At 41.6% G+C, this 20,870-nt stretch carries 16 protein-coding genes, 17 tRNA genes and 1 rRNA gene; 3 read left to right on the top strand and 31 right to left on the bottom strand.

Annotated features, from left to right (window positions below; translation table 11 throughout):
* Positions 1–63: 63 nt before the first annotated feature.
* Positions 64–1,698 (bottom strand): glutathione ABC transporter substrate-binding protein, encoded by a 1,635-nt coding sequence (locus tag M313_RS0117805; RefSeq protein WP_010198391.1) that lies wholly within the window; start codon positions 1,696–1,698, stop codon positions 64–66.
* A 137-nt stretch (positions 1,699–1,835) separates the two neighbouring features.
* Between M313_RS0117805 and M313_RS0117800 the strand changes: the two genes are divergently transcribed.
* Complete coding sequence (locus tag M313_RS0117800) at positions 1,836–2,012, top strand: hypothetical protein (RefSeq protein WP_157182504.1); 177 nt, start codon at positions 1,836–1,838, stop codon at positions 2,010–2,012.
* A gap of 58 nt (positions 2,013–2,070) precedes the next feature.
* Here the strand turns inward: M313_RS0117800 and M313_RS0117795 are convergent, their stop codons facing one another.
* Genes M313_RS0117795 through M313_RS0117780 form a run of 4 tightly spaced genes read right to left on the bottom strand, consistent with a single transcriptional unit; the run spans position 2,071 to position 5,963 of the window.
* Complete coding sequence (locus M313_RS0117795) at positions 2,071–3,084, bottom strand: ABC transporter ATP-binding protein (RefSeq protein ID WP_010198388.1); 1,014 nt, start codon at positions 3,082–3,084, stop codon at positions 2,071–2,073.
* Positions 3,077–4,099, bottom strand: coding sequence for an ABC transporter ATP-binding protein (locus M313_RS0117790; RefSeq protein WP_010198387.1), 1,023 nt, complete (start codon positions 4,097–4,099; stop codon positions 3,077–3,079). Before M313_RS0117790 ends, M313_RS0117795 begins: the two co-directional genes overlap by 8 nt.
* 16 nt (positions 4,100–4,115) lie before the next feature.
* A complete protein-coding gene (locus M313_RS0117785) occupies positions 4,116–5,042 on the bottom strand; it encodes an ABC transporter permease (RefSeq protein ID WP_010198384.1) in 927 nt (308 codons plus the stop codon).
* A gap of 21 nt (positions 5,043–5,063) precedes the next feature.
* Complete coding sequence (locus M313_RS0117780) at positions 5,064–5,963, bottom strand: ABC transporter permease (protein ID WP_010198378.1); 900 nt, start codon at positions 5,961–5,963, stop codon at positions 5,064–5,066.
* A 373-nt stretch (positions 5,964–6,336) separates the two neighbouring features.
* Between M313_RS0117780 and M313_RS0117775 the strand changes: the two genes are divergently transcribed.
* Positions 6,337–7,932: a glutathione ABC transporter substrate-binding protein gene (locus M313_RS0117775; RefSeq protein WP_010198375.1), complete on the top strand. Its 1,596-nt coding sequence runs from the start codon at positions 6,337–6,339 to the stop codon at positions 7,930–7,932.
* A gap of 232 nt (positions 7,933–8,164) precedes the next feature.
* Here the strand turns inward: M313_RS0117775 and M313_RS0117770 are convergent, their stop codons facing one another.
* The 8 genes from M313_RS0117770 to M313_RS0117730 all read right to left on the bottom strand — a co-directional run bounded on the left by M313_RS0117770 (position 8,165) and on the right by M313_RS0117730 (position 17,478).
* A complete protein-coding gene (locus tag M313_RS0117770) occupies positions 8,165–9,424 on the bottom strand; it encodes an ATP-binding protein (RefSeq protein ID WP_010198370.1) in 1,260 nt (419 codons plus the stop codon).
* Between the two features lie 116 nt (positions 9,425–9,540).
* Positions 9,541–10,710: a sporulation protein YhbH gene (yhbH, locus tag M313_RS0117765; protein WP_010198368.1), complete on the bottom strand. Its 1,170-nt coding sequence runs from the start codon at positions 10,708–10,710 to the stop codon at positions 9,541–9,543.
* A gap of 304 nt (positions 10,711–11,014) precedes the next feature.
* Positions 11,015–11,170 carry a hypothetical protein gene (locus M313_RS25930; RefSeq protein WP_010198366.1) on the bottom strand — a complete coding sequence of 52 codons (156 nt, stop codon included), beginning with the start codon at positions 11,168–11,170 and terminating at the stop codon, positions 11,015–11,017.
* Positions 11,171–11,263: 93 nt separating this feature from the next.
* Positions 11,264–13,159 carry a PrkA family serine protein kinase gene (locus M313_RS0117755; protein WP_010198364.1) on the bottom strand — a complete coding sequence of 632 codons (1,896 nt, stop codon included), beginning with the start codon at positions 13,157–13,159 and terminating at the stop codon, positions 11,264–11,266.
* Positions 13,160–13,699: 540 nt separating this feature from the next.
* Positions 13,700–14,200 (bottom strand): tRNA (uridine(34)/cytosine(34)/5-carboxymethylaminomethyluridine(34)-2'-O)-methyltransferase TrmL, encoded by a 501-nt coding sequence (gene trmL, locus M313_RS0117745; RefSeq protein ID WP_087942058.1) that lies wholly within the window; start codon positions 14,198–14,200, stop codon positions 13,700–13,702.
* 66 nt (positions 14,201–14,266) lie between these two features.
* Positions 14,267–15,154: an amidase domain-containing protein gene (locus tag M313_RS0117740; protein WP_010198356.1), complete on the bottom strand. Its 888-nt coding sequence runs from the start codon at positions 15,152–15,154 to the stop codon at positions 14,267–14,269.
* Positions 15,155–15,805: 651 nt separating this feature from the next.
* Complete coding sequence (locus M313_RS0117735) at positions 15,806–16,756, bottom strand: nuclease-related domain-containing protein (protein WP_010198354.1); 951 nt, start codon at positions 16,754–16,756, stop codon at positions 15,806–15,808.
* Positions 16,757–16,812: 56 nt separating this feature from the next.
* On the bottom strand, positions 16,813–17,478 hold the full coding sequence (locus M313_RS0117730) for a B3/B4 domain-containing protein (protein WP_010198352.1): 666 nt from the start codon (positions 17,476–17,478) through the stop codon (positions 16,813–16,815).
* A gap of 160 nt (positions 17,479–17,638) precedes the next feature.
* On the opposite strand from M313_RS0117730, the gene queG reads away from it, so the two are divergent.
* The gene (gene queG, locus M313_RS0117725; RefSeq protein ID WP_010198350.1) at positions 17,639–18,778 is read left to right on the top strand and encodes a tRNA epoxyqueuosine(34) reductase QueG; all 1,140 of its coding nucleotides are present in this window, start codon (positions 17,639–17,641) and stop codon (positions 18,776–18,778) included.
* A gap of 131 nt (positions 18,779–18,909) precedes the next feature.
* On the opposite strand, the gene M313_RS0117720 is transcribed toward queG, so the two are convergent.
* The 18 genes from M313_RS0117720 to rrf form a co-directional block, all read right to left on the bottom strand.
* A tRNA-Gly gene (locus M313_RS0117720) sits at positions 18,910–18,983 on the bottom strand.
* Between the two features lie 3 nt (positions 18,984–18,986).
* Positions 18,987–19,070 (bottom strand) — tRNA-Leu (locus tag M313_RS0117715).
* Positions 19,071–19,093: 23 nt separating this feature from the next.
* A tRNA-Leu gene (locus tag M313_RS0117710) sits at positions 19,094–19,182 on the bottom strand.
* Positions 19,183–19,218: 36 nt separating this feature from the next.
* A tRNA-Cys gene (locus M313_RS0117705) sits at positions 19,219–19,292 on the bottom strand.
* Positions 19,293–19,301: 9 nt separating this feature from the next.
* Positions 19,302–19,376, bottom strand: a tRNA-Gly gene (locus tag M313_RS0117700).
* Positions 19,377–19,380: 4 nt separating this feature from the next.
* A tRNA-Gln gene (locus M313_RS0117695) sits at positions 19,381–19,455 on the bottom strand.
* A 56-nt stretch (positions 19,456–19,511) separates the two neighbouring features.
* Positions 19,512–19,587 (bottom strand) — tRNA-His (locus M313_RS0117690).
* Between the two features lie 17 nt (positions 19,588–19,604).
* Positions 19,605–19,678 (bottom strand) — tRNA-Trp (locus M313_RS0117685).
* 35 nt (positions 19,679–19,713) lie between these two features.
* Positions 19,714–19,797 (bottom strand) — tRNA-Tyr (locus M313_RS0117680).
* Positions 19,798–19,804: 7 nt separating this feature from the next.
* Positions 19,805–19,880 (bottom strand) — tRNA-Thr (locus tag M313_RS0117675).
* 37 nt (positions 19,881–19,917) lie between these two features.
* Positions 19,918–19,993 (bottom strand) — tRNA-Phe (locus M313_RS0117670).
* A 21-nt stretch (positions 19,994–20,014) separates the two neighbouring features.
* Positions 20,015–20,090 (bottom strand) — tRNA-Asp (locus M313_RS0117665).
* A 3-nt stretch (positions 20,091–20,093) separates the two neighbouring features.
* Positions 20,094–20,170, bottom strand: a tRNA-Met gene (locus M313_RS0117660).
* Between the two features lie 21 nt (positions 20,171–20,191).
* Positions 20,192–20,267 (bottom strand) — tRNA-Val (locus M313_RS0117655).
* Between the two features lie 38 nt (positions 20,268–20,305).
* Positions 20,306–20,380, bottom strand: a tRNA-Glu gene (locus M313_RS0117650).
* An 8-nt stretch (positions 20,381–20,388) separates the two neighbouring features.
* Positions 20,389–20,480: transfer RNA gene (locus tag M313_RS0117645), tRNA-Ser, on the bottom strand.
* A 6-nt stretch (positions 20,481–20,486) separates the two neighbouring features.
* A tRNA-Asn gene (locus tag M313_RS0117640) sits at positions 20,487–20,561 on the bottom strand.
* Positions 20,562–20,570: 9 nt separating this feature from the next.
* A 5S ribosomal RNA gene (gene rrf, locus M313_RS0117635) occupies positions 20,571–20,687 on the bottom strand.
* Between the last annotated feature and the right edge of the window lie 183 nt (positions 20,688–20,870).

The raw sequence follows: 20,870 nt of genomic DNA, 5'->3' as shown, positions 1-20,870 counted from the left end.
GGTTCACCTCTCATATAAAGAGTAGACTCATAGGTTTCTCAGTTCCTATGAGTCCATTTTCTATTATTGTTTTTCTACTAAATTAAGATGTACTCCCCCTGAAGGCAGAACATAGATTCCATTGACATCTTTTCCTTTTGCAATGATGGTATCCGGAATATGCAAGAACACCCAAGGAGCATCCTCATAGATTTTCATTTGTATATCAGCGTAGATAGATAAAGCTTGATCCTGATCTGGAGTACGAAGCGCATCGTCAAACAGACCGTCTAACTCCTCATTGATATAAAAGCCGGAGTTATTGAAGTTAGGAGGCACACGATCAGAAGCAAAGTTTGGTCGTAGTCCATAATCTGCCTCACCTGTTCCTGGTGACCAGCGTCCGATCCAAAGATCCGTTTCCTCGCCAGCATCCAACATTTCAAACAACGTACCGCTTTCAAATGCCTGTACTTCCACGTCAATGCCAATCTCTTTCAATTGAATTGCGACATACTCTGCAACAGAAACGAATTCCGTTGTGTTTCTTGTCCACAAAGTTGCTTTGAATCCTTCTTCCATTCCTGCTTCTTTTAGTAATTCTTTTGCGAGTTCCTTGTCATGCTCATACACACTTTGTCCTGCATATCCATAAACGGCAGGAGCAATAGCGGAATCGGCCACTTGTGCGTATCCATCAGCAATTTGCGCGATAAGCCCATCCTTATCGACAGCATGGTTCATTGCTTGACGAACTTTTAGATCGTTGTATTTTTCTTCTTTAAAATTCATGCCGATATAGAAAACGTTTGTAGATGATCCTACATATAAATCAACGTTCTCTTCCTGTTCTAACTCTTTGGCATTAAGCGTAGGAATCGGGAAAATCACATCCACCTCTCCTGTTTTCAGCTTATTAACACGGGTGCTTGCTTCAACAATCGGCAAGAAGGTGATGCTGTCTACTTTAGGCTCTTCTTGTGCATTCCAATAGTTTTCATTTTTTGTGACAACGATCTGCTCGCTGTCCTTCCACTCTTGAAACTTGAACGGTCCTGTACCGACAGGGTTACGATCAAGATTATAGTCAGGGTCATCCTTTTTCTTTTTCAGTTCTTCTGTTGATTTGAAAGATGCCGAAGAATGCGCCATATAGGATGCCATGGCAGAGTTAGGCTCTTCCGATTTTATTGTAAGGCTGTATTCATCATTTACTGTTACTTCACTGATAAATGAGAAGAATGATGCACGTGCCAAACCATTTTCAGCATCGCGAACAAAGTCTAGATTCTCTTTTGCCACTTCGGCATTGAAATCTGTTCCATCATGAAACTTCACTCCCTGTTGGAGGGTAAAAGTAATCTCTGTTGCGTCTTCGTTAAAGTTGTACTCAGTTGCTAGTACAGGTATAAGGTTCATCTTTTCATCAAAACGAAGGAATCCTTCAAACATGGTGCTTTGAACGGTTGCGGAGTTACCGTCTGTGGAGTTGAATGGGTCCAGGGATGTTGGCTCCGCTTCTATGCCGACTGTTAACTCGCCACTGGCTTCTGCTGCTACTTCTGTATTATTTTCATTTGAGTTTTGGTCTGGCTGAGTATTGGCGTTGTTATTACTGGTTGTGTTCGAACTACACGCTGCAAGAAATAGCAGACAGATAATTAATAAAAACTGCATCATCCATTTTGCTTTACTCTTTTTTCGTAATTGCCTTTGCATACGGTTGATTCTCCCCTTTTTGAATTATGTTTTTACTCTCAAAAGAGGTAGATGCAAGAAGTGTGCCAAAAATGAAATATTCTAAAAACTTTTGTTTAGGGGTGGAGGAGTTGTGAATTTTGGAATGGGGGGTTTTTATGGTTGCTTTTATTGGTTTTTTATTGGGTGTTTTCGGGTTGTGGTTGTGGTTTTTGGTGGTTAATGGTGGAATTGAGCTTGAACTGGAAATCTGGATAGTATGTAAATGGATTTTATATCGCGTGTATGACGACCGCTACCCTGCTTTTTCACCTTCACCGGGCGTCATTCAATAATAAACAACACAAAAAACCACCCCCAACAACCGCTGAGAGTGGCCTTTCCAAAAAACTATTAATAATTCGTCTTCAACTGCGAGAAATCAACAGCCCCGTCTTCCACCAAGTGGCAGGCAGATTGTTGGTTAACGCCTGGAATACCATGTAGCTTTGGTTCTTCCGTGCGGCAACGATCAAATGCATAAGGACAACGCGTATGGAAGCGGCATCCTGCAGGCGGGTCGATTGGAGAAGGAACATCACCTTTTAAAATGATACGTTCTTTCTTCTTGCCAAGGTCCGTACTAGGAATCGCAGATAATAATGCTTTTGTGTATGGATGCTGAGGATTAGCAAAAAGCGCGTCTTTATCAGCAATCTCCACAATTTTACCTAAATACATAACAATGATTCTATCAGATATATGACGTACAACCCCTAGGTCATGAGAGATAAATAGATACGTAAGATTAAATTCACGCTGTAATCTTTTAAGCAAATTCAATACCTGTGCTTGAATCGAAACGTCCAATGCAGATACCGCTTCATCACATACAATCAGTTTTGGATCAACAGATAACGCGCGGGCAATACCGATACGTTGACGTTGACCTCCACTGAACTCATGTGGATGGCGGTCAACCTGATGGGCACCGATTCCAACCGTTTCAAGCAAATCGACAATTTTTTTGCGGCGGTCTTTTCGAGGAACAACGTTTTGAATTTCCAATGCTTCCTCTAAAATCTGGCTCACTGTTTGACGAGGGTTTAAAGATGCATATGGATCTTGGAAAATGATTTGCAGATCTTTACGCTTCTTTCTCATCTGGGACTTGCTCAGACCAAGTAAATCCTCCCCTTGGAAGCTTACTTCTCCGGAATATGGATTATCAAGACGAAGGATCGCACGGCCTGTCGTGGATTTACCGCAACCGGATTCTCCAACGATACTGACCGTTTCCCCTTCTTTCACAGAAAAACTGATGTCGTCTACTGCTTTGACGTGGTTAACCGTTCTTCCAAAGATTCCGCCTTTAATAGGAAAGTATTGTTTAAGGTTTTTTACTTCTAATAATGTTTGATTACTCATGGCTAGCAGCAACCTCCTCATCTTCCCACTTATCTGTATAGATCCAGCAGCGAACTTGATCGCCGTCTTCTGTTTCCTTCAAGTCTGGCAAACTGCTGCGGCAAATGTCCTTTGCATGTGGACAACGAGGTGCAAAACGGCAGCCTTGTGGCAGGTTGAAAGGACTTGGCACTGACCCATCAATTACAGAGAGGTCCCCTTCCACATCCTGATCATGTTTAGGTACAGAGTTTAATAGACCGACCGTGTACGGATGTTTCGGGCTGGAGAAAATGGTTTGAACATCTGCATATTCTACCACTTTTCCACAGTACATTACAGCAACCTTGTCACACATCTCTGCGACTACACCAAGGTCATGGGTAATCAGCATTAACGACGTCCCAAGTTCCTCTTGTAATTTTTTCATTAGATCCAGAATCTGCGCTTGAATGGTTACATCCAATGCTGTTGTCGGCTCATCGGCAATCAACAATTCCGGGTTACAGGCAAGCGCAATCGCGATCATGACACGTTGACGCATACCGCCTGAAAGTTCAAATGGATATTGTTTCGCACGCTTTTCAGGAGATGGTATACCAACTAAACGAAGCATATCCACCGCTTTCACCCAAGCAGCTTTGCGACCAAGCTTTTGGTGAATACGAACAGATTCTGCAATCTGCTCTCCACAGGTCAATGTAGGATTCAATGATGTCATCGGTTCTTGGAATATCATCGATACGTTGTTTCCACGAATTTGCATCATCTGTTTTTTCGTCTTATCTAAAAGGTTTTCCCCTTTGAAAATAACTTCTCCCCCTACCACTCTACCAACAGGTTCCTGAAGCAGACGTAAAATGGATAGAGATGTGATACTTTTACCGGATCCGGACTCCCCTACAATACCAAGGGTCTTCCCTTTTTCAATGGAAAAGTCTACCCCGTCAACAGCTTTTACTTCTCCTTCATCTGTAAAGAAGGAAGTGCGTAACCCTTTTACTTCTAATATTTTATCGTTCTTTGAAGTTTTCATTTTCTTCACCGTCCTTTTAGTTAAGGTCTATACGTTTGTTAATTAAACGGTATGTGATATCCACCAGGAAGTTTACAAATACGAACAAAATCGTACAAACAAGAATTGTTCCTTGAACCATTGGGAAGTCACGCATTGTAATGGAACTGATAATCAAACGTCCAAGTCCATTTATCGCAAAAACTGTCTCGGTAATAACCGCTCCGCCAAGCAAACCACCGAATTGTAAACCTACAACCGTTACAACCGGTATTAACGCATTGCGCAGTGCATGTTTATAAATAACCAACTTATCACTAACACCTTTAGCATAAGCTGTACGGATATAATCCTGATCTATAACGTCCAACATACTTGAACGAGTCATACGAGCAATAATGGCTGCTCCACCAGTTCCAAGTGTTATAACAGGTAAAACCATCTGCTTCCAATCATTTCCCCACCCTGCTACAGGAAGGACCCCTAAATTAACAGAGAAGAAATAAATGAGCATGATTCCTAGCCAGAAGTTAGGCATGGAAATACCAAACAGCGCTACAATCATTAAGGAAGTATCTGCAAATGTGTATTTTCTAGTTGCGGATACAATACCTGCAATCAATCCAAGAATAACGGAAAGAATAGTTCCCCATATCGCCAGTTCCACTGTTATCCAAAACCTGCTTGTGAAAATTTCTGAAGTAACATCACGATTCGTACGGATGGAAGTTCCTAAATCTCCTTGAATTGCATTCCCTATATAACTGAAATACTGAACATACAACGGATCATTTAATCCCAATTTCTCACGCATTGCTTCAATTTGTTCCGGGTTAGCCTGTTCACCGGCCATAATTTGAGCTGCATCCCCAGGAATCAAGTGCATCATCATAAATACTGCCAACGTTACACCAAACATAACCGGTATCGTTTGGAAAAGTCTTCGAATGATATATATAAACATGTTAGTTCACCTTCTTCTCCATTATTTTTTCGCTTTCGGATCTAACGCATCTCGAAGTCCGTCACCCATCAAGTTGAATCCGATAACCACCAACAAGATAACAAGTCCAGGGAATAGTGTAATATGAGGAGCCTGCGCAATATAAGAACGCCCTTGACTCAACATCGCACCCCATTCTGCTGTAGGTGGTCTTGTTCCCATGCCTAAGAAGGACAGGGCACTCGCTGTAATAATGGCAGAAGCAATATATAGCGTTGCTTGTACAATAATTGGTGACATAATATTCGGTAAAATGTGTTTAAAAATAATTCTGAAATCTTTTGCTCCCATTGCTTTGATTGCATCAATGTATTCCAATTTCCGAACACTTAGAGTGGAACCGCGGACAATCCTTGCAAAAGACGGGACTGCATAAAAGGCAACAGCAATAATAACGTTCTGTGTGCTTGCGCCAAGAACACTTACGATAGCCAAAGCAAGAAGGATTCCCGGGAAAGCCAATAAAACATCACAAATTCTCATAATCAGGGAATCAATCCATCTACCGTAGTATCCAGATACAATTCCAAGGGTTACCCCGACAATTGCACCTAATAGAGTAGATACAAACCCGATTCCCAATGAAACTCTTGCACCGTATAGCAGACGACTGAAAATGTCACGTCCAACATCATCCGTACCTAAGTAATTTTCGGCAGAAGGTCCTTGCAACTTATTCATAACATTGGTTGTATTCGGATCATGGGTAGCAAGTAATGGGGCAAATATCCCCATCAAAATAACAAATATAATAATAAAGGCGCCAGCCATGGCAGCTTTATTTTTTGCCAGTTTCTTATAGAATGTTTTCCAACGAACCGACTTCGTATTTTCTATACTAACTGGAACTCCTGCTGTCGTTTGTGGTTGTGGTTGATCCATACGCTCTTCTCATCCCTTCATCTCTTTGTAACAAACTTAATATTTCTAAATATTCAACATAACTAGATTCTATAATAGCTATTAATTCGTAATATTACAATAGTTTTAAAGAGTCTTAGCATACTTAATTTTTCGATTAATAGATTTTTTAACTAGATTTACCTTTCATTATATGCATGAAAAAATTAACAAAAACGTAATATTAACTCATTTTTTTACTGAAATTATTACAAAAATAATAAATTTGTTAAAATTTCTTGTAAAACAACTCTTGTGAATTTTCAGTTTTTGAATTATGATAATAAACAATCGTGGCTTATCCATTGATTACAATCTTGTAACAAAAAACAAATCTTCAGGGGGGTAATTTTACATGAAAGCAAAAAAGAATGTGTTTTTCTTGCTTCTGCTTTCACTTATGCTAGTTCTTTCAGCATGTAGTGGCGGTAACAGCAGCACACCAACAAACGGAAACACTAATGCCGGATCAGGCGATGGTGAAGAAGTTGCAGGACAAGAAGGCGGAGAATTAGTATACGTTGTTCCATCTGATGCTCCTACACTTGACCCACACGGAATGAACGATACTGCAACAACTAACGTAACAACTCAATTATTCGACCGTTTAACTGCATATGAAGCAGACGGAACTGTCATTCCTTCTTTAGCTGAATCTTGGGAAGCTGTAGATGAAACTACTTGGGAATTCAAACTTCGCGATGACGTTAAATTCCATGATGGAACTGATTTCACTGCAGATGCTGTTAAAATGACGATCGAGCGTATCATCGATCCTGAATTTGCATCTCCACGTGCAGTAGTACTTAACATGATCACAGAAGTAATCGTTGTAGACGACCACACGGTACAATTCAAAACAGAAAAGCCTTTCGCTCCACTACCAGCCCACTTAGCACATAACGCTGGTTCTATCATTGCTCCTTCTGCTATTGAAGAAGAAAACAACGGTGGTAAAAAAGTAGACGAAAACCCAGTAGGTACTGGTCCATTCGTATTTGGATCTTGGAACCGCGGTGCTGAAATCGTTTTAAACAAAAACGAAAACTACTGGAACGGAGCTCCTGCTCTTGATTCCGTTAAATTCGTAGTAAATGCTGAGCAGTCTACTCGTGTAGCACAACTTGAAGCTGGTGAAGCTCACGTTATCCAAGTTGGTGCTTCTGATGTTGCTCGTGTAGAAGGTATGGAAAGTGCTGGAATCGAGTTAACTCGTGTTCGCGGTACTCGTATGGACTACTTAGGATTCAACATGGAAAAAGAACCTTTCAATATTAAAGAAGTACGTCAAGCTATCTCCATGGCTATCAACAAAAACGATATCGTTGACGGTATCCTTGACGGTCAAGGTGTACCTGCTGTAGGACCTCTTGCTCCTACAGTTGTTGGTAACTACCAAGATCTTGAGCCACTTGGTTATGATGTAGAAGCTGCTAAAGCACTACTTGCTGAAGCTGGTTTCGAAGATGGATTTGAAACTACATTATTTGTAAACGAAGGATCTAAAGAGCGTGCGGATATCGCATTACTTGCTCAAGATCAATTAAGCAAAATCGGAATCAAAGTAAATATCGAAACAATCGAATGGGGTGCTTTCCTAGAGAAAACTGGTGCTGGTGAGCACGAACTTTTCATCTTAGGTTGGACTACTGTAACAGCTGACGCTGACTACGGTTTATACGCTTTATTCCACTCTTCTGCTTTCGGTGCTCCTGGTAACCGTTCATTCTACGCAAACGACCGCGTGGATGAGTTACTTGACCTAGCTCGTTCTGAGACTGATCAAGCGAAGCGTGACGAAGCTTACAAAGAGATCTCTGAGATCCTTGTAGACGAAGCTCCAATGGTTTACTTGCAACATCCTGACTTCATTTATGGAACAAACGGTGCTAACGGTCTATTCGTAGACTTCAGTGGTACTCCTTACTTCCACGGTGTGAAGCTTAACTAATTAAAATGACCCCCGACTAGCGATAGTCGGGGGTTTTTCATGTTAAAGTGGTATCTTGAAATTTGTAAGTTTTATAGCTGTTGATTGGAGCAAAAGGCGAAGACTCCTGAGGGAGGTAGCGCTAGGTGGAGACCCCGCAGGCGGAGCCGAGGAGGCTCTCGTCAGCCCCTAGGAAAGTGGAGCCATTTGCGGAAATCAACAGCGGTGTATGCTCAGCAATAAAAAAAAGAAACTAGCTGTTTTCACTAGTTTCCATTGGTAACTTAATAGTAAAAATGCTTCCTTTTCCTACCTCACTTGTGACTTCAATTTTCCCTTGCAACAATTCAATAATTTGAAAAGAGATCGTCAAACCAATGCCGGTCCCCTTATCCTTAGTAGAATAAAAAGGTGTTCCCAATCTTTCCACCTGTTGCGGCGTCATCCCCACACCATTATCCCTGATTTCTATTAAAACCATTCCTTTGAAGCTAAAAGCCTTAACAGTCACCGTACCATCCTTATCAATGGCTTCAATACCATTTTTGATCAAGTTAATCAGTACCTGCTTCATCTCATCCTTATTTGCCTTAATATACAATTCACCCTCTATTTCCTGACGAATGTTCGTATTATTAAGCGCCGTATATGTGGACATGAGCTGGATAACATGTTCTAACTCCTTAGATACATTAATCTTATCCATCCCCTGCTTATTAGGCTTGGCGAGTGATAGATAGTCCTGAATAATGGATTGTGCCCGGTCTAACTCCTCAATCGAGATATCAATATATCTTTTTTGGGAACCATTTAAATTATCATCTTGACTCATCAACTGAAGAAAGCCACGGGTAGATGTCATTGGATTCCTGACTTCATGTGCCACCGATGCTGCAAGCTCACTTACCACTTTAAGCTTCTCTGAACGTTGCAATTCATGCTGCAATTGCATCTGCATATTCAAATTTTCAATAATCATAATAGCCGTTACTAAAGAAATCCAGGTTATGATGGAAACAAGCACATTTAAGAAAATCTCCTTTTCCTCATTCAGGTATAATAATCGGATAGCCCTGGTCGATGTAATCAGCAAAAGTAAGAAGGAAATGATAGAGATTTTCTTTTTTAAGCTTAAACTTGAATATCTATTCCTAAATAATATCAGGAGTGTTGCTAGTATAAAGTAATTTATCACCATAGCAATTATATTGCTGTCACCGATCATGTATAAATAATAAAGCATGGACACCACGACGATAGCCCCTGTTACTAATCCACCATACAAAAATGACAAAATGACAGGTATCAGCTTTTGATCATAATTAGAACCCTCTGTTACTTCGATTGGAAAAGACATCGTACAAATGACCATGACCAACATAATAAACAAAAATCTATAATTAACTTTTTTTGTTAAGACCAATGCGCCTTTATTTAAAAACTGATAATAAAATAAAATTGGAAACAAAATAATTAAAACATGATATAAAACATGCCCAACATTTTCAAACATACCAACGCCCCTACCAACAAGAAATCACTATTTTCTCATAGTTAATACTTCGCTTTTTACCCCATCTATTCCTCCTTTTGTCCCAAAAGAAAAACCAGCCCCTCGGCTGGTTTTAGTTAAGCAAACTTTTTATTTTGCTCCTTTTTGAAAAACTCCCTCATCGCATGGAAGACATCTGGTTTTTGCTTCAAAATGTAATGCCTGAACTTCTCGTCACTAACATTCTTATAAGCCGACATTAGTGTGGAATGCCTGTTATACTGGTTGACTTCCCCGTACCCAAACATATTGGAAACTTTCATCAGTTCCGCTACCAATTTTACACAACGCTGATTGTCAGAAGTCAAGTTATCGCCATCGGAAAAGTGGAAAGGATAAATATTGAAACGAGTAGGATTGTACTTTGTGTCGATTAGCTCCAGTGCCTTACGGTAAGCAGATGAACAAATCGTCCCACCACTTTCCCCTTTAGAAAAGAAATCCTCTTCACTGACCACCTTCGCCTCTGTATGATGGGCAATAAATTCAATATCCACCGTCTCATATTTCGTTCGAAGGAATCTTGTCATCCAGAAGAAAAAGCTTCGTGCCATATATTTTTCCCACATGCCCATTGATCCGCTCGTATCCATCATCATCAAAACAACTGCTTTGGAATCCGGCTTCACCACTTCATTCCAAGTTTTAAACTTAAGATCTTCTTGATAGATTGGATGGAAGCTTGCCGTACCTGTCATCGCGTTCCGCTTATAGGCGGACATCATCGTACGTTTTTTATCTATATTCCCCATAAGACCTGTGCGTCTGATATCATTAAATTCATAGTGCTCAATGATATTCTCATCTCGCTCTTTTTGCTGCAAGTTCGGCAGCTCAAGCTGGTTGAAAAGTGCCGCTTCAAGATCCATTAAGGACACTTCAGCCTCATAATAGTCCTCTCCAGCCTGATCACCCGCTCCTTGCCCCTTACCTGGACCCTTCTGCTGACCTGACCCGTCCCTGGCAACAACATCCCCTACCTGACTGTCTCCATCTCCTTGGCCAACATGCTTGTTTTTGTCATAATTATAACGAATTCTGTACTCATCTAGAGACCTAATTGGGATCTTAACGACCTCTCTGCCATTGGACATTACAATGTTTTCTTCAGTAATAAGATCTGGTAAGTTATTTTTGATAGCCTCCTGGACCTTTTCCTGATGGCGTTTTTGGTCGTCGTGGCCTTTTCGATGGAGGGACCAATCCTCTTTGGACACTATAAAATTCGTATCATCTGACATTGTCATCGATATCCCTCCCTATTTAATTCTTACGTTTCTTGGAACCTTTTCATCACTATTTTCATAAAATATCTTGGTGAAATTTAATGAATCCAACCTTTGTGACAATTAGGGTTGGTTACTCTATCCTATGCACATATCTCAAATAATTGACAGATTATTTGGATAATTAGGCTCGCATTTCTATAAATGAGACAAGCGTGTAATCGATTGTTAGTAATAATAATCTTATGCTGATAGATGGTCGTACTATACGATGAATATCTATATATACAACAAAAAAACCTCCCAAAATTACTGGAAGGTATGATTATTCTTTTTCATTTTCCGAGTTGTTATTATGCTGCTTAGGACTGCGCTCTCTGTCGGTTTTATTTTCCTTCAGCTGCTCCATTTCCTTTGCCAGCTTTTCCATTTCTTTTTCATTTGGTGCCATTGTATTTTCATAGGTTTTTTCTTTACTCATTGTAATCACCTCTTACTAATAATTTCCCCTTATTTTGAATTTACAAACCTATAATGGAAAAAAGCAGCGGGAATGATCACCGCTGCCAACCTGTTACCTATTTAATAAACTACCTACATACCTTAATAGATCATTGGCTGAAGTGGAGTTATAGCCATGTTCATCAATCAAGCGGGCCACCACTTCATTTATTTTCTTCAGCTGAGTTTCATCCGGAGTTTTGGAAGAAGTCGTGATCTTCACTACATCCTTCAGATCTGCAAACAGCTTCTTCTGGATTGCTTCCCTTAAGCGCTCATGGGAGTTGTAGTCAAATCGCTTCCCTTTCCGCGCATAAGCAGAAATTCTGATAAGGATCTCTTCGCGGAATGCCTTCTTCGCGTTTTCAGAAATACCAATCTGCTCCTCAATGGAACGCATCAATTTCTCATCCGCACTCATCTCTTCCCCAGTAAGAGGATCTCTGAGTTTCGCCTTATTACAATATGCCTCGACATTATCCAGATAGTTATCCATCAATGTCTTCGCAGACTCTTCATACGAATACACAAATGCTTTCTGAACTTCTTTCTTGGCAATATTATCATATTCTTTTCTCGCTACAGAAATAAAGTTTAAGAATCTCTCTCTATCTTCATTAGATATAGAAGCATGCTGATCCAGCCCTTCTTTTAAAGAACGCAGTACATCAAGCGCATTAATGGACGGAATTTCTTTGCGAATAATGGTGGACGAAATACGGTTGATCACATAACGTGGATCAATTCCGCTCATCCCTTCATCCGCATACTCTTTCTTGAGTTCTTGAACATCCACAGAGTTAAAGCCTTCCACAGATTCCCCATCATACAAGCGCATTTTCTTCACAAGATCAATATCGCCACGTTTGGCCTCTTTCAATCTGGTGAGAATCGTAAACATCGCAGCAACCCTAAGCGTATGCGGCGCAATATGGACATTTGCCACATCACTCTCATTGATCATCTTTTCATAAATTCTCTCTTCCTCAGAAAGTCTTAAGTTATATGGAACCGGCATCACGATAATACGCGAATGCAAGGCTTCATTCTTTTTATTAGAGATGAAAGAGCGATACTCCGTTTCATTCGTATGCGCGACAATGAGCTCATCCGCACTGATCAACGCGAATCGTCCTGCTTTAAAGTTCCCTTCCTGCGTCAAGGATAATAGATGCCACAAGAACTTCTCATCACATTTCAGCATCTCCTGGAACTCCATCATCCCGCGGTTCGCCTTGTTCAGCTCCCCGTCAAAACGATATGCACGTGGATCAGACTCAGAACCGAACTCTGCAATCGTCGAGAAGTCGATGCTTCCGGTCAAGTCAGCAATATCCTGTGATTTCGGATCAGATGGACTGAATGTTCCAATCCCGACACGCTGATTTTCTGATAGGAAAATACGCTCCACCAGCACATCTTCAATCCTGCCCCCATATTCTTTTTCAAGCCTCATCATATTTAACGGAGACAAATTCCCTTCAATCCTCACACCATACTCATTGTAAAAATCCTCTCGCAAATGGTGCGGAATTAAATGTAGCGGATCCTCATGCATCGGGCAACCCTTAATGGCATAAACCGCTCCTCTATCAGTGTGTGTGTACTGCTCAAGTCCGCGTTTAAGGATGGTGACGAGCGTGGATTTCCCTCCACTGACCGGTCCCATTAATAATAAGATCCTCTTTCTAACATCCAATCTTTTCGCAGCAGGATGGAAATACTCCTCTACCAACCGCTCCAACGCTTCTTCTAAACCAAAAAGGGCATTGCTAAAGAAATTATACTTCCGCTGCCCATTGACCTCTTCTACCCCAGCATCTTTAATCATATTGTAAACCCGTGAATGTGCGGATTGAGCTACCCATGGTTCTTCTTTCAAAATCTCCAAGTACTGCCCGAAGGTTCCTTCCCACTTCAGCCTCTGTTCTTCTTCCCGATACTTTTCAATTTTACGTAAAATATCCATAAGGACCTCCCCTTTTATTACAGCTTCAAGAGTCGTGATTGCGTGATTAATATAATCTATGCGCTGTGGGAGTGAAACATGCTTTTTTTAAAAGTTTGTACGTATATAAATGAATGTTAGATTTCCCCCTGTTGCCTGAAGTGCAAGGTGTGAGACTCCGGAGAGAGGTAGCGGTAGGTTGAGACCCCACAGGCGTAGCCGAGGAGGCTCAAGCACCGCCCCTCGGAAAGCGAACACCTGGAACGGAAGGCAACAGGGAGTTAAAAATAACACTGTCAAAAATTATCCACAGATTTCATTCACATAACTCGTCCATTGGGCTATAATATAGATAGTATGCTTACATGAACTAAACCTACATAAGGAGGAACCAAACATGGGTACATCTGGATTCTTAATCTTAGGCGTATGTATTGCATTCCTTACAGCTATCTTCACTGCTGGCTATAACGAGCGCCCAGGCACACGCAAAAAGTAAATCGCATAAATAAAGAAGCCCTCCATCTTTCAACTTTTGCTTGAAAGGTAGAGGGCTTCTCTTTATACTTCCGGAAACTCTATAGAAAGATTCGGATAATCTTGTTGACGTAATGCTTCATATATTAATATTGCTGCCGTATTGGACAAATTCAACGACCTTACATTCTTCGTCATTGGCAAACGCAAACACTGATCCAAGTTACTCTGAATCAAATCTTTTGGTAAACCGGTCGTCTCTCTTCCAAACACAAAGAAATAGTCCTTATCCAATTTGCTGTAATCAAATGAAGTATGCGGCTTCATTCCAAACTTCGTAATATAGAAGAATTCCGCTTCTTTATTTTTCTCAAACAACTCATCCAACGAATCATAATAAACCACATTCACAAATTCCCAATAATCAAGCCCTGCACGCTTCAACATCTTATCGTCCGTCGAAAAGCCAAGCGGTCTGATCAAATGCAATGTTGTGTTCGTAGCTGCACAAGTTCTAGCAATATTTCCTGTATTAGCTGGAATCTCTGGCTGATATAATACCACATGTAATCCCACAATCGTCACCTCGTATTTCTTTCACTTTCATCCTATACAACAATACCTTTTTATCGCATTGGAATCAAGTATCTACTAACGGTCTAAGACGTGGAAAAATTTATATTTAATATTCGGGGTATACGCGGTGGAATCTTCATATTTCCAATACCTCATCCGCGAGTTATACGTGTTCGCGTTCACTAATGGCTCCCCATTCTCATCCTTTGCAACAACAATCGTATTATGGTCAAAGCGACCATCTCCCTCAAAATCATAACAAATCACATCACCAGGCATCAGTTGCGACACATTGCTTACTTCTTTCGCTTTCAGACCTTGCTTCGCGCTTGGCAAATACCACCTGAGGGCATGCGCCACTGCCCACGTATAACTCCAATCATTATTACGCATCCACCAACCACCAGATTTCTTCGGATACCCAACCATCGGCGCCCCACCAGCATATAAACACTGAGAAATATAATTTGTACAATTTACCTCAAACTTTTTAAACTGAGGATTATGCCTGTTCCAATATTGCTCCGCATACCTGACTGCTTCCACCCGACTATATTTAAAACGCAATGGCTCCTGTTCTTCCTCCTCTTGTGGAGGAAGAAACCGAGGTGAAGTCCGATCCCCCTCATCCTGAATGGAAAAATCTTGTATAAGTTCACCATCCATCCATTCAGAATAACGCTGATCTGCTTCTTCCTCTAGATACAACTTCTCTCTTTGCTTTATTAAATACCGAACGTGAATCTCATAAAAAACAGTGGCCTCCCGCTGCTGTTCATCCTCATGAATCGAATGAATCCTCGCCGTCGCACTGCACTTAACTATTTCCGCTCCCCTGCGTTTATGTGCATCTTGTTTTCGTTTTATGGTGATATCGTTCATAATTGCTCTACTAGTTTGTTTGCTTTTGAAAACATAAGTATCAAGGCGGTTCTGAATATGTTCTTTCAGCTTATCTCTCATGGGCTTGCCCCTTCCTCTGGGTAATGTTCCTTGTAGATATGTTTATGTGAGGAGCTTGGGAAATGTGTGAGAGATTTTGTTTTGTTTTTTGGGAAGTGGTTTGGGATTTGGGGTTGGGTTTTGTTAGAAGGTTTTGGGTAGCTAGGGGTTGGGGTTAGATCTTTGTTAGAAGGTTTTGGGTAACTAGGGGTTGGGGTTGGATCTTTGTTAGAAGGTTTTTGGGTAACTAGGGGTTGGGGTTGGATCTTTGTTAGAAGGTTTTTGGGTAACTAGGGGTTGGGGTTGAATCTTTGTTAGAAGGTTTTTGGGTAACTAGGGGTTGGGGTTGGATCTGTGTTAGAAGGTTTTTGGGTAACTAGGGGTTTGCTCCGAAGCATTTGTCTCGTACTAGGACAATGTTTCCCTTTTTTCAATGGGTGAGGGAGTCATTCAGCTCGTACGAGGACAATGTTTCCCACTTTTCACTGGCTGAGGGAGTTATTCAGCTCGTACGAGGACAATGTTTCCCACTTTTCACTGGCTGAGGGAGTCATTCATTTCATACGAGGACAATGTTCTATACTTTCCTCTTGCAGAGGGAGTCATTCGGCTCATACGAAGACAATGTTTCCACCTTTTGGCTAACCCCTGGAGTCACCAAATTTTAAATTATCAAGCTTTTATATCAGTTCTTATTAATCTTTGCGTATCCTTTACATAATTAGCCGATTTTCCATATCCAATTAATGAAAAGTTAATTTGCAAAACCCTTTGAATTACTTTCTTAGAAACAGTTTCCCCAATCCAATCATGAATGATCTTTGTAGAGATTTTTATTTGTGGAAACAAACTACGACACTCATTTATAGACCTTAACAAAGCCGTATCCAAAGCTTCCTTACTTCCACAACTTTCACACTCAATCATTCTATAATGATGGCGAACCCCCATCCCCCTACACCCAACACAAACAATCCCCTTCCGCAACTCCTCATACCTATACTCGGGCATCCGTTCATAGGGGGACTTCTCGATATGCAATTCGCACAACTTCTCAGCCAAACGAGAGTGCCGTGCATGTAACTTTCCTGAACTAGCAGATTGCTTCAATATTTTCTTAGAAAACCGATTTAACTGGGACCAGAACACAATAGGTAATTTAGGTGAGCAATTAAAAAGGGTAAACTCGGGGTTAATAAATATGAGGGTAGATTCTATGGGGAGTTGATATCCGAGGCTTCTGAGGAGTTGTCTTAACGCGGATTCGCATCGTTGCATTTGTGATAAGGGATCTTTAATTTCTTTACTGCCGGAATACCACCTGTCTTTTTCAAGTAAGAAATCCCCTTCAAAATTCTTCACTTCAAACAAATACACCCTATCCCCGCCAATTACAAGGGAGTCAATTTGAAACAAACTGCCTGCATGCTCTAGCAAGAGATCATTCACCACAATCCACTCCCCATCCAAACTAGAAAACCATTTATCGAACAGCACCTCTCCTTGGTAACCTTTTTCCAAATTCCAAAATCGACTATCATCCAATAATCCGCCGCGGGCCTTCAGCATCCTTAATAACATAAGCTCCTCTGACTCCATACGCTCCTTCAACATAAAACTCATCCACAACTCTCCCATCACAAAAAAATTTAAAAGCAGGCAAACCTAATTACCTACTTTTAATCCAAAACCCAATACTCACTCGTCCCTCCATGAACCTGTAGAAACATTTCGCTAATCGACGCAAGCATTTTTTCACATTCCCCCCTAAGCATAGATGGCTTAAAATACACAACATGCAACGCAGAAGTGCTTTCCTCTGATACGGCTGTCCTACGACTATCAACAAAGGGACTTCCAAAAGGACCTTCACCATCACGAGTGTGAAGCATCTTAGATAGCTTAATTTCCCGTCCATTCAAACCCTCATAGCTTACTGTTTCATCTCCCACTGCAATCGATACATCGCCGATAACCTTGTCAGCATCATAAATTCCAAATGGTATTTCATATTTCATCGAAAAAAAGTTGTTCAAATCCACAGCGGAATTAAATGGCTCTAGGAATTGTCCTTTTTTCACCCTACGGTACAACGCCTCAATGGCTGGGCGATATCTAGATGGATCTGTCCCTGTTTCCTTGAATACAGAACGCCACTCAGCGACCCCAGGAATAACTTTCATATCCTTATCTTCTAAATCTAAGTGAAGCGATTCTTGGAAAAGACGTATTCTTCCTTTTAACATTTGAGGTGATGCTCCCACTATAATATCTTTATAATGAATAATGCCGTATTTTGAAGACGGTAGCTTACTTTTAACGTCATCCCTAACTGTCACTTTCACAACAAACACCCTTTCATTTCATTAATATGGTAATTGTATCATATACCTTTTAGCTCCAGCTTGCATTTTGGATATAATTAGATATATCAAACAAAATAATACTTCCTAAAAATATGTTAAAATATAGGTTGGCTGAAAAACAATAAAGGAGGTGTTCACATTGAATGAGGAAAACATCAAACTAAAAGAAGAATTAATCGCCTATAGTAAACAAATAGGAATTGATAAGATTGGATTTGCAAGCGCTGGAGTGTTTACTGGTCTTAAAGAAAGGCTAATCACTCAACAGGAGCTTAACTATCAATCAGGGTTTGAGGAACCAGATATTAAAAAACGTACTAACCCTGAGCTCATAGTGCCAAAAGCGAAAAGCATTATTGCCATTGCTCTTGCATATCCCTCCAAAATGAAAGACGCCCCAAGAAGCACTCGTGAAGAGCGACGAGGGATATTTTGCCGCGCTTCATGGGGAGTGGACTATCATGATATTTTACGAGAGAAACTCAGATTGTTAGAAGCGTTCATAAAAGAAAAACGTCCAGACGCTCTAATGAAATCCATGGTAGATACCGGGGAACTAAGTGACAGAGCAGTTGCTGAACGTGCTGGTATCGGTTGGAGCGGAAAGAACTGTGCCATTATAACGCCTGAATTTGGTTCCTATGTGTATTTGGGTGAAATGATTACTACATTACCCTTTGAACCAGATACGCCTCTAGAAGATAACTGTGGAACCTGTAATAAATGTGTGGAAGTCTGTCCGACAGGGGCACTCGTTCAAGGTGGACAACTCGATTCCAATAAATGCATTGCCTTCCTAACACAAACAAAAGGTTTCCTTGCAGAAGAATACCGAACAAAATTAGGAAACAGGCTCTATGGTTGTGATACCTGCCAGACAGTGTGTCCTGAAAATAAAGGTAAAGACTTTCATCTACATCCTGAAATGGAGCCTGATCCAGAAATCGTAAAACCGAAGCTAAAACCTCTCCTGACCATCTCCAACAGAGAATTCAAAGAGAACTTTGGTAAGATCTCCGGCTCCTGGCGTGGGAAAAAGCCGATACAACGAAATGCCATTATCGCTTTGGCTCATTATAAAGATACTTCCGCCATTCCTGATCTCCTAAGCCTGTTAGAAAATGATCCTCGCCCAGTAATTAGAGGAACAGCAGCCTGGGCAGTAGGAAGAATAGGAGATAAGCAAGCTTTAGTATCCCTGCAAAATTATAAGGCAACAGAAAAAGATCCTGAAGTGTTAAAAGAACTGGAAAACGGAATTAAAATGCTAACAGAATAAGATCAACAACACGTTTAAAGCCACAGAGCATATCCGAGCTCTGTGGCGTTTATTAATGGATGCAAAATCAAAATACTTTCAACAGTACAAAAAAGACCCAACCAAAGGTTAGAGTCTTGATAAGTTATGTATGGAGCGGGTGAAGAGAATCGAACTCTCATCATCAGCTTGGAAGGCTGAGGTTTTACCACTAAACTACACCCGCGATTGGTACCGGTGGCCGGGGTCGAACCGGCACTCCAGAGGAACACGATTTTGAGTCGTGCGCGTCTGCCAATTCCGCCACACCGGCATACTCAATCATAATTATTCAAATGGTGCCGAGGACCGGAATCGAACCGGTACGGTAGTCACCTACCGCAGGATTTTAAGTCCTGTGCGTCTGCCAGTTCCGCCACCCCGGCTTGTCTCGTATATAAGAATAACTATTATAATAAAATTGGAGGTGGCAACCGGATTTGAACCGGTGATAAAGGTTTTGCAGACCTTGGCCTTACCACTTGGCTATGCCACCTGAAATATTTGGAGCGGAAGACGGGATTCGAACCCGCGACCCCCACCTTGGCAAGGTGGTGTTCTACCACTGAACTACTTCCGCAAAATGGCTGGGCTAGCTGGATTCGAACCAACGCATGTCGCAGTCAAAGTGCGATGCCTTACCGCTTGGCTATAGCCCATTAAAACCGGAAATAAAAACGACTCAATCTTTTATATAAGTCGATGAAATAAAATATGGGGCGACTGATGGGAATCGAACCCACGAATGCCTGAACCACAATCAGGTGCGTTAACCACTTCGCCACAGCCGCCATAATTTTTATAAAATTGGCAGGGGCAGTAGGAATCGAACCCACACCGGAGGTTTTGGAGACCTCTGTTCTACCGTTAAACTATGCCCCTAAGATACATTTTGTTACTGTTTATTTCAAAAGAAATGGTGGAGGGGGGCAGATTCGAACTGCCGAACCCGAAGGAGCGGATTTACAGTCCGCCGCGTTTAGCCACTTCGCTACCCCTCCATATTCCTGGTGCCGGCGATAGGAGTCGAACCCACGACCTACTGATTACAAGTCAGTTGCTCTACCAACTGAGCTACACCGGCATTATATGGTGATTCTTTCACATTGGTGAAAAAATCATGGTGGCTCGGGACGGAATCGAACCGCCGACACATGGATTTTCAGTCCATTGCTCTACCAACTGAGCTACCGAGCCTAATTCTATTTTCAAAGAAAATGGCGGTCCCGACCGGGATCGAACCGGCGATCTCCTGCGTGACAGGCAGGCATGTTAACCGCTACACCACGGGACCATTTGGTTGCGGGGACAGGATTTGAACCTGCGACCTTCGGGTTATGAGCCCGACGAGCTACCGAACTGCTCCACCCCGCGATAATGTTATTGTTAAAATAATGGTGGAGGATGACGGGATCGAACCGCCGACCCTCTGCTTGTAAGGCAGATGCTCTCCCAGCTGAGCTAATCCTCCTATGTATGGACACATTGTAAATGTCTCGAAAGAAACTTTGGTGACCCGTACGGGATTCGAACCCGTGTTACCGCCGTGAAAGGGCGGTGTCTTAACCGCTTGACCAACGGGCCAAAGATAATGGCGGAGAGCAAGGGATTTGAACCCTTGAGACGGCGTTGACCGTCTACACGATTTCCAATCGTGCTCCTTCGGCCACTCGGACAGCTCTCCATATTATGGCTCCACCAGTAGGATTCGAACCTACGACCCTTCGGTTAACAGCCGAATGCTCTACCGCTGAGCTATGGTGGATTAATACCAGCCTGGCAACGTCCTACTCTCACAGGGGGAGATCCCCCAACTACCATCGGCGCTGAAGAGCTTAACTTCCGTGTTCGGTATGGGAACGGGTGTGACCTCTTCGCCATCATTACCAGACAAATATTATTATAATATATCTTTGAAGAAAATCAAGATGTTTTTTCATCTTTTTTATTCCTTCAAAACTAGATAATGTGTTCATATCAAGATATTCATATCGTTCACTTATTTCGATACTTATTGGGTTAAGTCCTCGATCGATTAGTATTCGTCAGCTGCACGTGTCGCCACGCTTCCACC

Source organism: Bacillus sp. m3-13 (assembly GCF_000175075.1).
Lineage (GTDB): Bacteria > Bacillota > Bacilli > Bacillales > Bacillaceae_I > Sutcliffiella_A > Sutcliffiella_A horikoshii_C.
The sequence above is the reverse complement of the archived record's forward strand: the minus strand, read 5'-3'. Positions and strand labels throughout refer to the sequence as shown.

Bases quoted from the DNA above. Each gene is read 5' to 3' on its own strand.
- M313_RS0117805 (WP_010198391.1), bottom strand. From the start codon at position 1,698: ATGCAAAGGCAATTACGAAAAAAGAGTAAAGCAAAATGGATGATGCAG.
- M313_RS0117800 (WP_157182504.1), top strand. From the start codon at position 1,836: ATGGTTGCTTTTATTGGTTTTTTATTGGGTGTTTTCGGGTTGTGGTTG.
- M313_RS0117795 (WP_010198388.1), bottom strand. From the start codon at position 3,084: ATGAGTAATCAAACATTATTAGAAGTAAAAAACCTTAAACAATACTTT.
- M313_RS0117790 (WP_010198387.1), bottom strand. From the start codon at position 4,099: ATGAAAACTTCAAAGAACGATAAAATATTAGAAGTAAAAGGGTTACGC.
- M313_RS0117785 (WP_010198384.1), bottom strand. From the start codon at position 5,042: ATGTTTATATATATCATTCGAAGACTTTTCCAAACGATACCGGTTATG.
- M313_RS0117780 (WP_010198378.1), bottom strand. From the start codon at position 5,963: ATGGATCAACCACAACCACAAACGACAGCAGGAGTTCCAGTTAGTATA.
- M313_RS0117775 (WP_010198375.1), top strand. From the start codon at position 6,337: ATGAAAGCAAAAAAGAATGTGTTTTTCTTGCTTCTGCTTTCACTTATG.
- M313_RS0117770 (WP_010198370.1), bottom strand. From the start codon at position 9,424: ATGTTTGAAAATGTTGGGCATGTTTTATATCATGTTTTAATTATTTTG.
- yhbH (WP_010198368.1), bottom strand. From the start codon at position 10,710: ATGACAATGTCAGATGATACGAATTTTATAGTGTCCAAAGAGGATTGG.
- M313_RS25930 (WP_010198366.1), bottom strand. From the start codon at position 11,170: ATGAGTAAAGAAAAAACCTATGAAAATACAATGGCACCAAATGAAAAA.
- M313_RS0117755 (WP_010198364.1), bottom strand. From the start codon at position 13,159: ATGGATATTTTACGTAAAATTGAAAAGTATCGGGAAGAAGAACAGAGG.
- M313_RS0117740 (WP_010198356.1), bottom strand. From the start codon at position 15,154: ATGAGAGATAAGCTGAAAGAACATATTCAGAACCGCCTTGATACTTAT.
- M313_RS0117735 (WP_010198354.1), bottom strand. From the start codon at position 16,756: ATGAGTTTTATGTTGAAGGAGCGTATGGAGTCAGAGGAGCTTATGTTA.